Below are 9,990 nucleotides of genomic sequence, written 5' to 3'. Positions count from 1 at the left end.
CCGTGAGGGGGCATCGGCCGTCGCGGACGGCCCGGCGCGGCCGTTGTCGCGGATGGAGGCCCGGCAGCAGGCGCGGGCGCGCAAGCCGGGGGCGGCGGTCATGGTGAGCCGGGCGGTGGGCGAACTCTTCATCACCACCGGCGTGGTCATGCTGCTGTTCGTCACCTACCAGCTCTGGTGGACCAACGTCCGGGCCCATGCGGAGGCGGGCAGCGAGACGAGCCAGCTCCAGGACGACTGGGCGAACGGCAAGCGGGCGCCGGGGGCGTTCGAGCCGGGGCAGGGGTTCGCCATCCTGCACATCCCCAAGCTGGACGTGGTCGCGCCGATCGCGGAGGGCGTCAGCAACAAGAAGGTGCTCGACAAGGGGATGGTCGGGCACTACGGGGAAGCGCCGCTGAAGACGGCGATGCCGTACGACAAGACCGGCAACTTCGGGCTCGCGGCGCACCGCAACACCCATGGGGAGCCGTTCCGTTACATCAACCGGCTGGTGGCGGGCGACGCGGTCGTGGTGGAGACGCAGGACGAGTACTTCGTGTACAAGGTCGCGTCGATGCTGCCGGTGACTCCGCCGTCCAACACCAGCGTGCTGAATCCGGTGCCGCAGGGGTCCGGGTTCACCCGGCAGGGGCGGTACATCACCCTCACCACCTGCACGCCCGAGTTCACCAGCAAGTACCGGCTGATCGTCTGGGGCAAGATGGTCGAGGAACGCCCGCGCAGCAAGGGCAAGCCGGACGCGCTCATCCAGTAGCGGCGGTCCGTCTCACCAGCCGAAGAGCCGAACATGGGCAGGGGATCTGTGGCAGCGACCGCCGACGGCACCGAAGAGCACACGGCCGCGTCCGGTACGGGCGGGGGTCCGCCGCGGGGGCAGGGGCCGATCGCGCGGGCGGTCAGCTTCCTCGGGGAACTCCTCATCACGGCCGGGGTGGTGCTCGGGCTGTTCGTCGTCTACTCGCTGTGGTGGACCAACGTCGTCGCCGACCGGCACGCCGACCGGCAGGCGGACCGGGTCCGCGACCACTGGGCCGACTCCGCGACCGGGCCCGGCGCGCTGGACACCAAGGACGGCATCGGCTTCCTGCACGTCCCGGCGATGCGCAACGGCGCTGTGCTGGTGGAGAAGGGCACCTCCACCGACGTCCTCGACGAGGGTGTGGCCGGCTACTACACCGACCCGGCCAGGGCCGTGCTCCCGACGACCGGCAAGAAGGGCAACTTCACCCTCGCCGCCCACCGCGACGGCCACGGCGCCAAGTTCCACAACATCGACAAGGTCCACGAGGGCGACCCGGTCGTCTTCGAGACCAGGGACAAGTGGTACGTCTACAAGGTCTACTCGATCCTCCCCGAGACCTCGAAGTACAACGTCGACGTCCTGGCGCAGGTCCCGAAGGAGTCCGGCAGGACCAAGCCGGGCCACTACATCACCCTGACCACCTGCACCCCGGTCTACACCAGCCGCTACCGCTACGTGGTCTGGGCCGAGCTGGTCCGCACGGAAAAGGTCGACGCCAAGCGCACCCTCCCGGCGGAACTCCGCTGATCACGGCCTGCGGTACTCCAACCGCCGCAGCCGCGCATGATGTGCCCGCAACCGCTGCTCGATCCGCCCCACCCCGTCCCGCATCGCCACCAGCTCCCGCTGATGCTCGCCCGAGGCCTCGATCAGCGCGTTGAACATCGGCACCACCGTCTTGCCGAGGACGTGAGCGATCCGCTGGTCGATACGGTCGTCCAGCGCGAGGCCGTCGAGTTCGGCACGGGACGCCTGCTCCACGTCCAGAAGATACGTGCGCACCCGCCGGGCGACCTCGCTGTCGCGCAGGAGCATGGCGATGTTGAGGACGGCGCGGCGGGAGTAGACCGTGAGGCTCCGACGGGCCTGTGGATAACTTCCCAGCGAGAGTGACACGTTGTCACTCTCGAATTGCCGCAGGTCGGGCATATGAGGGCACGATCGGAAAACGACACAGTCCCCCGGCACCCAGAGGTGCCGGGGGACTGCGTGTTGATCAGAGCGGAGCGGGAGTCAGCCGTTCTGGCCGCCGAAGATTCCGCCGAGGCCGCCTCCGCCGTTGTTGCCGTTGTTGCCCTGGCTCACGGAGATGAGGGTGATGGTGTCGCCCTTCTTGGCGGGGCCGGGGGGGATGCTCTGCGAGAGGACGGTGGAGTTCTCGTCCCCCGCTCCCGGGCCCTGGGCGTTCACCTGGAGGCCGAGGCCCTGAAGGGTGTTGCGGGCGTCCTTCAGGGACTGCTTGGTGACGTCCGGGACCTGGACCTGCTCCGGGGCGTCGTTCTTGCCGACGCTGATGGAGACCGGGGTGCCCTTCTTGACCTGACGGCCGATCTCGGGGTTGGTCCCCTGGACCTTGCCGTTCTGGGCCGGGTCGGGCACGGGCTGGTCGTTGCAGGTCGGGACGAGACCCGCGTTCTGGAGGTCGGCCTTGGCCTCGTCGCAGGACTTGCCCCTGACGTCCGGGATGGTGACCTTCTCCTCGGCCTTGGCGACGATCAGGGTGATCGTGGACCCCTTCTGCACCTGCTTGCCGCCGGTGGGGTCCTGGTCGAGGACGTTGTCCGGGGTGTCGCTGGAGACGCGGGTCTCCTTCTTCACCGTGAGCTGGTAGTCGTCGCCTTCCAGCTTCTCCCGTGCCTGGTCGAAGGGGAGTCCGATGACGCTCGGGATCGTCACCTTGGGCGCGCCCGTGGAGACGACCAGGGTGACGGTGTCGTTCTTGTTGATGTCCGAGCCGGCCGTCGGGGTCTGCGAACAGATCTTGTCCTTGGGCTGGTCGTCACACGGCTTCCGCGTGATGTCACCCAGCTTCAGGTCCGACGCCTCCGCCATCTTCCGGGCGTCGTCGACGGTGTTGCCCACGAAGTTCGGCGCGGGGAACGCCTTCTCGGATTTGCCGGAGAAGATCCACATGCCGATCAGGATCGCGCCGACCAGCACCAGCACACCCGCGACCGCCAGCAGGATCGTCGAGGTGTTGTTGTTCTTCTTCTGCTGGCGCCGCCGGTCGGGCCGGTCGTCGTAGCCGTAGCCGCCGTCGTCCGGGTTCATCGGCGGGAGCATCGTCGTCGCCCCGGCCGGCTCCTGCCGCAGCGCGGTGGTCGCCTGGTCGTCCGCGTAGCCGTAGCCGACCGCGCTCATGGCCGCGGTCGCTCCCACGGGCTGGCCGTCGAGGCACGCCTCGATGTCGGCCCGCATCTCGTCGGCCGACTGGTAGCGGTAGTTCGGGTCCTTGGTCAGCGCCTTGAGGACGATCGCGTCCATCTCCGGCGTGATCTCGGGATCGAACACGCTCGGCGGCTGCGGCTCCTCGCGCACGTGCTGGTAGGCGACGGCCACCGGGGAGTCGCCCACGAACGGCGGACGGACGGTCAGCAGCTCGTAGAGCAGGCAGCCCGTGGAGTACAGGTCGGACCGGGCGTCGACCTGCTCGCCCTTGGCCTGCTCCGGCGAGAGGTACTGGGCGGTGCCGATCACGGCCGCGGTCTGCGTCATCGTCATCCCGGAGTCGCCCATGGCGCGGGCGATGCCGAAGTCCATCACCTTGACCTGGCCGTTGCGGGTCAGCATGACGTTGGCCGGCTTGATGTCCCGGTGGACGATGCCGCTGCGGTGGGCGTACTCCAGACCCTGGAGGATGCCGATGGTCATCTCCATCGACCGCTCGGGCAGCAGCTTGCGCCCGGAGTGCAGCAGCTCACGGAGCGTGGAGCCGTCGACGTACTCCATCACGATGTACGGGATCGAGACCCCGTCGATGTAGTCCTCGCCCGTGTCGTAGACCGCGACGATCGCAGGATGGTTGAGCGAGGCGGCAGACTGGGCCTCCCGGCGGAACCGGGCCTGGAAGGACGGATCACGCGCGAGGTCCGCGCGCAGCGTCTTCACCGCCACGGTGCGGCCGAGGCGGGTGTCATGCGCGAGGTAGACCTCTGCCATGCCACCACGGCCGAGTACGTGGCCCAGCTCGTACCGGCCGCCTAGGCGACGCGGCTCTTCCATAGCTACTTACCAGCCCTCTCCGTCGGTCCCGCCCGGCACGGGTGTGCGCGGCCGGAGCTTCCGTCCGGGCCTACCGTACCCGGCTCGCTCTGTGTGACCTGGCCAAGCCGATAACCCGATACCGGACCGGTATCGCAACGTGCGGCGATGTGAAGGGCACGTGAGCGGGTTCACTTCTTGGAGTTGATGACCGCCTCCATGACGTTCTTCGCGATCGGGGCGGCGAGGCCGCCACCGGAGATGTCGTCACGGACCGCGTTGTCGTCCTCGATGACCACGGCCACGGCCACCGGCGAGCTGTGGTCGGGCAGCTTGGCGTAGGAGAGGAACCACGCGTACGGGTTCTCGCTGTTCTCCACACCGTGCTGCGCGGTACCCGTCTTGCCGCCCACCGTCACGCCGTTGATCTGCGCGTTCTTACCGGTGCCGTCCTTGACGACGGTCTCCATCATCGACTGGAGGATCTGCGCGTTGCTCGGCGAGAGCGGCTGGCTCATCTCCTGCGGCTCGCTCTTCTCCACCGGGTCCAGGTTGGAGGACTGCAGGGAGTCGACCATGTACGGCTTCATCAGCTTGCCGTCGTTGGCGACCGCGGAGGCGACCATGGCCATCTGGAGCGGGGTGGCTGCGGTGTTGAACTGGCCGATGGAGGACAGCGCGGTCTGCGAGTCGTTCATGTCCTTGGAGAACACCGAGGCGTTGGCGCGGATCGGCGTGAACTGCTCGGAGTCGAAGCCGAACTTCTTCGCCTCGGCCAGCATCTTGTCGTTGCCGAGGTCGGCGCCGATCTTGCCGAAGACGGTGTTGCAGGAGTACTGGAGCGCGACCCGCATCGTCGCGTCCTTGCAGGGGATGTTGCCCTCGTTCTTCAGCTCGGTCTGCGTGCCGGGCATCACCCAGGGCAGCGGGCTGTCGGTCTTCTGGTCGGCCGAGGAGTACTTGCCGTTCTCCAGCGCCGCGGCGGCGGTGACCACCTTGAAGGTCGAGCCGGGCGGGTAGGTCTCGCGCAGCGCCCGGTTGAGCATCGGGTCGGAGGCGTCGCTCTTCTTCTGCAGCTTCGACCAGGCCGCCGCGTCGCTGTCACGGGAACCCGCGAAGGACGACGGGTCGTACGAGGGGTACGAGGCCAGCGCGAGGATCTTGCCGGTGGAGGGCTCCAGCGCGACGACCGCGCCCTTGCCGCCCTGGTTCTTCAGCCCGGAGTACGCGGCCTTCTGCGCCGCGGAGTTGAGCGTGGTGACGACGTTGCCGCCCTGCTTGGGCTTGCCGGTCAGCATGTCCAGGGTGTTGCGGAAGAACAGCCGGTCGTCGTTGCCGGTGAGGATGCCGTCGTTGATCTTCTCGAGCTGGGTGCTGTCGAACGCCTGGGAGGAGTAGCCGGTGACCGGCGCCCACATGGGCCCGTTCTTGTACGTGCGCTTGTACTTGTAGTCGCCGGCCTTGGTCAACACGGAACCGGTTATCGGCTCGCCGTCCACGATGATGTCGCCGCGCGGGGCGGCGTAGCGCTCGATGGCGACGCGGCGGTTGTCGCTGGCGGTGCGGAGCTTGTCGGCCTGGACGTACTGGAGCCAGTTGTCGCGGATCAGCAAGGCCAGCACGAGCAGTCCGCAGAAGATGGCGATGCGGCGCAGGGGCTTGTTCACGTCCGGCCTTTCCACGAGCTGACAGGGGCGCCTGTCGCTTCGGTCTCTCGGTGTGGCTGGGGCTGGCCCCCGTCCTTGGCCGCCCACAGTCTAGGGGCACTGCCTGTGGACGAGGACGTCCCCGATGCCCGGCGACGGGACCCGCCCTGAGGTACGGTCCCGCCGCCCGTCGCGCTCACTGCGGGTCGGGCCCGGTGGTGCCGGGCCGCACGATTTGCGTCATCTCGACGTCGGGGTTCGCGGCCGGGGTGGGTGCCGGACGCCGGGCGGTGTCGCTGATGCGGATGAGGATGCCGATGAGCGCCCAGTTGGCGATGACGGACGAACCGCCGTACGCGAGGAAGGGCATCGTCATACCGGTCAGCGGGATGAGGCCCATCACACCGCCGGCGACGACGAACACCTGGAGGGCGAACGCGCCGGAGAGGCCGATGGCGAGCAGCTTGCCGAACGGGTCGCGGGCGGCCAGCGCGGTGCGGACACCGCGCTCGGCGACCAGACCGTAGATCAGCAGGATCGCCATGATGCCGGCGAGACCCAGCTCCTCGCCGTAGGTGGCGAGGATGAAGTCGGAGTTGGCGGCGAAGCCGATCAGCTCGGAGTGGCCCTGGCCCCAGCCGGTGCCGAGGGTGCCGCCGGAGCCGAACGCCCACAGCGCCTGCATGGCCTGCTCGGAGTGGATGATGCCGTCCTGGATGCCGGACCGGCTGGCCTTGAACTCGCCCATCGGGTCGAGCCACGCCTGGACACGGGTCTGGACGTGCGGTTCGAAGCTGGCGACACCGACCGCGCCGGCCGCCGACATCAGCAGACCGAAGACGATCCAGCTGGTCCGCTCGGTGGCCACGTACAGCATGATCACGAACATGCCGAAGAACAGCAGCGAGGTGCCGAGGTCGGTCTCGAAGACCAGGATCAGGATCGAGATGAACCAGACGACCAGGATCGGGCCGAGGTCGCGGCCGCGCGGCAGGTAGAGACCCATGAAGCGGCGGCTGGCCAGCGCCAGCGCGTCCCGCTTGACCATCAGGTACCCGGCGAAGAAGACCGCGAGCACGATCTTGGCGAACTCACCGGGCTGGATGGTGAAGCTGCCGATCTGGATCCAGATCTTGGCGCCGTAGACGTCCGCGCCGAGGCCGGGGACCAGGGGGAGCAGCAGCAGGAACAGCGCGACCACCATGGAGATGTAGGTGTAGCGCTGCAGCGTGCGGTGGTCCTTGAGGAAGATCAGCACGACCACGAAGAGCGCGATGCCCAGGGCCGTGTAGATCAGCTGGTTGGTCGCCTTGTCGCCGGCCGCGTGCATGGCCTGGAGCCGCTTGGACTGGTCCAGGCGCCAGATCGCCACCAGGCCGAGCCCGTTGAGCAGGGTGGCCAGCGGCAGCAGCAGCGGGTCGGCGTACGGCGCGAACTTGCGCACCGCGAGGTGGGCGACGCCCGCCAGCAGGCCGAGGCCCAGGCCGTAGCCGAGCAGGCCCGCGGGGACCTGGTCGTTGAGGGCCAGGCCCACGTTGGCGTAGGCGAACACCGGGATGACCACGGCGAAGATCAGCAGGGCCAGTTCGGTGTTGCGGCGGCTCGGCGCACCGATCGAGCCGATCGTGGACGTGTGGTGCGTCGGCGTGTTGGTAGTACTGCTCATCGTGTGACGGGGCCTCTCACGGCTTGCCTACTGCTTGCCGCACTGATCGGCGACCTTCTGCTCATCCTCGGAGAGGCTGGGGCCGGGCCGGGGAGTGGCGGACGCGGTCGGGGACTTCGAGGGCGACGCCTGCGACTTCGACCCGGAGGCCGAGGGGTCCGGCGAGGGGCTGGCCTTGGTGAAGGCGGTCTTGGTGGCACCGGTGGTGCCGCCGGTCGCGCCCTGGCCCGTCTTGGAGTTCTGCTGCTCGCGCTCGGCGGCGGTGCGCTCGGCCTGCTTGCGGCATGCGGACGCCTGCACGGAGAGCGCCTGCACCTTGGAGCGGGCCTGGGACAGACCGCCCGCCACCACGATCGTGTTCTTGACCTGCTTCTGCTGGTACGACGGCAGGTACTTGAGTTCGATCTCGGGGTGGTCCTGCTCGACCTTGGACAGCGAGACCCAGGCGAGGTCCTGGCTGATGCCCCGGTAGACCGCGACGTGCTCGCCGTTCGCCCCGACGTAGTACTGGGTCTGGGTCCAGCGCCAGCCGCCGTAGATGCCGCCGCCGATGACGGCGAGGGCCAGCGCGCTCCAGAGGGAACGCTTCAGCCAGCGCCGGCCCTTGCGGGGCTTGGTGAAGTCCTCCTCGGAGTACTCGCCGAAGCTGCCCTCGGGGGCGTATTCCTCGGTGTCACCGGAGGGCCCGCCGTGCCGGCCGCCGCCCGACTGCCTGCGGCCCTGGCGGCCGAGGTGCGAGGCGCGGCCGGCCGGGGTCTGCATGATGCCGTTGTCGTGGTTCAGGTGGTGCTGGTTCTCGGCGACGGCGCCGACCACGACCGGGGTGTCGGAGAGCTGCCCGGCGAGGGTGTCGCCGGTCTCCAGGTCGAGCACGTCGGCGACGATCACCGTGATGTTGTCGGGGCCGCCGCCGCGCAGCGCGAGCTGGATCAGCTCCTGCACGGTCTCCTGCGGGCCCTGGTAGCTGGCGAGCGCCTCCTCCATCGTCTGGTGGGAGACGACGCCGGAGAGCCCGTCGGAGCAGATCAGGTAGCGGTCGCCGGCGCGGACCTCGCGGATGGAGAGGTCGGGCTCGACGTGGTCGCCGCTGCCGAGGGCGCGCATCAGCAGGGCGCGCTGCGGGTGGGCGCCGGCCTCCTCCTCGGTGATCCGGCCCTCGTCGACCAGGCGCTGCACCCAGGTGTGGTCCTGGGTGATCTGGCTGAGCATGCCGTCGCGCAGCAGGTAGGCGCGGGAGTCGCCGACGTGTACGAGGCCGAGTCGCTGGCCGGTCCACAGCAGCGCGGTGAGGGTGGTCCCCATGCCTTCGAGCTGGGGGTCCTCCTCGACCATGGAGCGCAGTTGTTCGTTGGCGCGGCGCACGGCGGTGCCGAGCGAGGTGAGGAGGTCGGAGCCGGGCACGTCGTCGTCGAGCGTGACCAGGGTGGAGATGACCTCCGAGGAGGCGACCTCACCGGCGGCCTGGCCGCCCATGCCGTCGGCGATGGCGAGCAGGCGCGGACCGGCGTAACCGGAGTCCTCGTTGCCCTCCCGGATCATGCCCTTGTGCGATCCGGCGGCGAAGCGCAGTGACAGGCTCATGCGCACCTCGCCAGTCGGCTCCGGGTACAGCCGGTCGTGTCGAGCCACACTGCCCACCCTCCGGTCGGGAGCGCGCCGGGGACCGGATTGCGGTCCGCCGCCGCGTGCTCGCTCCGCTCGCGCTCATTCATTGGTGTAGCACTACTTCCGCAGCTCGATGACGGTCTTGCCGATGCGGATCGCCCCGCCCAGCGGGACCGGCGTCGGGGTCGTCAGCCGGGACCGGTCCAGGTAGGTGCCGTTGGTGGAGCCGAGGTCCTCCACGATCCACTGGCCGTCGCGGTCGGGGTAGATCCTGGCATGCCTGCTGGAGGCGTAGTCGTCGTCCAGCACGATCGTGGAGTCGTGCGCGCGGCCCAGGGTGATGGTCTGGCCCTGGAGCGCCACGGTGGTCCCGGCGAGGGTGCCCTCGGTGACGACGAGCTTGCTGGGCGCGTTGCGCCGCTGGCGGCCGCCGCCGCTCTGCTGGGCCCGCTGTCCGCGCTGGCCGCGCTGCTGCGGGGGCGCGGACTGCTGCCGGGCGGCGGCCTGCGGGCGCTGGGCCTCCCGGCGCGCTCCGCGCTGTGTGACACGCGTACCGAACAGATCGCTGCGGATGACCTGCACGGCCACGATCACGAACAGCCACAGTACGGCCAGGAAACCCAGCCGCATGACCGTGAGGGTCAGCTCTGACATTGCCCCCGCTTCACCCTTCGGCTTGCCTATAGATAACGGTGGTGCTGCCCACGACGATCCGCGAGCCGTCGCGGAGCGTAGCGCGGGTGGTGTGCTGCCCGTCCACCACGATGCCGTTGGTGGAACCGAGGTCCTGGATCGTCGAGGGCGTCCCGGTGCGGATCTCGCAGTGCCTGCGGGAGACGCCGGGGTCGTCGATCCGTACGTCCGCCTCGGTGCTCCGGCCCATCACGAGGGTCGGGCGGGAGATCTGGTGGCGGGTGCCGTTGACCTCGATCCAGTACCGGGTCGCGGCGCCGCCCATGGGGGCGGCGGCGGGGCGCTGGGTGGCGGGCTGGGGGTAGCCGTAGCCGCCGGGCCGGGCGGCGGGGGGCGGCGCGGACGGCATCGGGGGGGCTCCGGCGGGCGGGTAG

Annotated in this window: 9 protein-coding genes; 2 read left to right on the top strand and 7 right to left on the bottom strand. The window is 69.4% G+C overall.

What is annotated here, in order from left to right; translation table 11 throughout:
* Together CCN33_RS11800 and CCN33_RS11795 are read left to right on the top strand one after the other, a co-directional pair.
* The coding region (locus CCN33_RS11800) for a class E sortase (protein WP_244173768.1) at positions 1 to 757 on the top strand (757 nt) is incomplete at its 5' end.
* A 48-nt stretch (positions 758 to 805) separates the two neighbouring features.
* Positions 806 to 1,552, top strand: coding sequence for a class E sortase (locus CCN33_RS11795; RefSeq protein WP_086693591.1), 747 nt, complete (start codon positions 806 to 808; stop codon positions 1,550 to 1,552).
* On the opposite strand, the gene CCN33_RS11790 is transcribed toward CCN33_RS11795, so the two are convergent.
* From CCN33_RS11790 to CCN33_RS11760, 7 genes are all read right to left on the bottom strand, one after another.
* Positions 1,553 to 1,921: a hypothetical protein gene (locus tag CCN33_RS11790; protein WP_244173767.1), complete on the bottom strand. Its 369-nt coding sequence runs from the start codon at positions 1,919 to 1,921 to the stop codon at positions 1,553 to 1,555.
* 117 nt (positions 1,922 to 2,038) lie between these two features.
* Complete coding sequence (pknB, locus tag CCN33_RS11785; protein WP_086693590.1) at positions 2,039 to 4,027, bottom strand: Stk1 family PASTA domain-containing Ser/Thr kinase; 1,989 nt, start codon at positions 4,025 to 4,027, stop codon at positions 2,039 to 2,041.
* Between the two features lie 170 nt (positions 4,028 to 4,197).
* The gene (locus tag CCN33_RS11780; protein WP_086693589.1) at positions 4,198 to 5,673 is read right to left on the bottom strand and encodes a peptidoglycan D,D-transpeptidase FtsI family protein; all 1,476 of its coding nucleotides are present in this window, start codon (positions 5,671 to 5,673) and stop codon (positions 4,198 to 4,200) included.
* A 175-nt stretch (positions 5,674 to 5,848) separates the two neighbouring features.
* Positions 5,849 to 7,318: an FtsW/RodA/SpoVE family cell cycle protein gene (locus CCN33_RS11775; protein WP_086693588.1), complete on the bottom strand. Its 1,470-nt coding sequence runs from the start codon at positions 7,316 to 7,318 to the stop codon at positions 5,849 to 5,851.
* A 27-nt stretch (positions 7,319 to 7,345) separates the two neighbouring features.
* Entirely contained in the window at positions 7,346 to 8,947 is a 1,602-nt protein-coding gene (locus CCN33_RS11770) for a Stp1/IreP family PP2C-type Ser/Thr phosphatase (protein ID WP_279628161.1), read from the bottom strand.
* 93 nt (positions 8,948 to 9,040) lie between these two features.
* Entirely contained in the window at positions 9,041 to 9,577 is a 537-nt protein-coding gene (locus CCN33_RS11765) for an FHA domain-containing protein FhaB/FipA (protein ID WP_086693586.1), read from the bottom strand.
* A gap of 10 nt (positions 9,578 to 9,587) precedes the next feature.
* Positions 9,588 to 9,990 (bottom strand): FHA domain-containing protein (locus tag CCN33_RS11760; protein ID WP_140394516.1); only part of this gene is annotated, 403 nt, incomplete at its 5' end.

The sequence above is a fragment of the Streptomyces recifensis genome (genome assembly GCF_002154615.1).
GTDB lineage: Bacteria > Actinomycetota > Actinomycetes > Streptomycetales > Streptomycetaceae > Streptomyces > Streptomyces griseoluteus.
This window is presented reverse-complemented; position numbering and strand designations above follow the sequence as displayed.

Excerpts from the sequence above, each read along its gene's own strand:
- pknB (WP_086693590.1), bottom strand. The coding sequence starts at position 4,027 with ATGGAAGAGCCGCGTCGCCTAGGCGGCCGGTACGAGCTGGGCCACGTA.
- CCN33_RS11765 (WP_086693586.1), bottom strand. The coding sequence starts at position 9,577 with ATGTCAGAGCTGACCCTCACGGTCATGCGGCTGGGTTTCCTGGCCGTA.
- CCN33_RS11775 (WP_086693588.1), bottom strand. The coding sequence starts at position 7,318 with ATGAGCAGTACTACCAACACGCCGACGCACCACACGTCCACGATCGGC.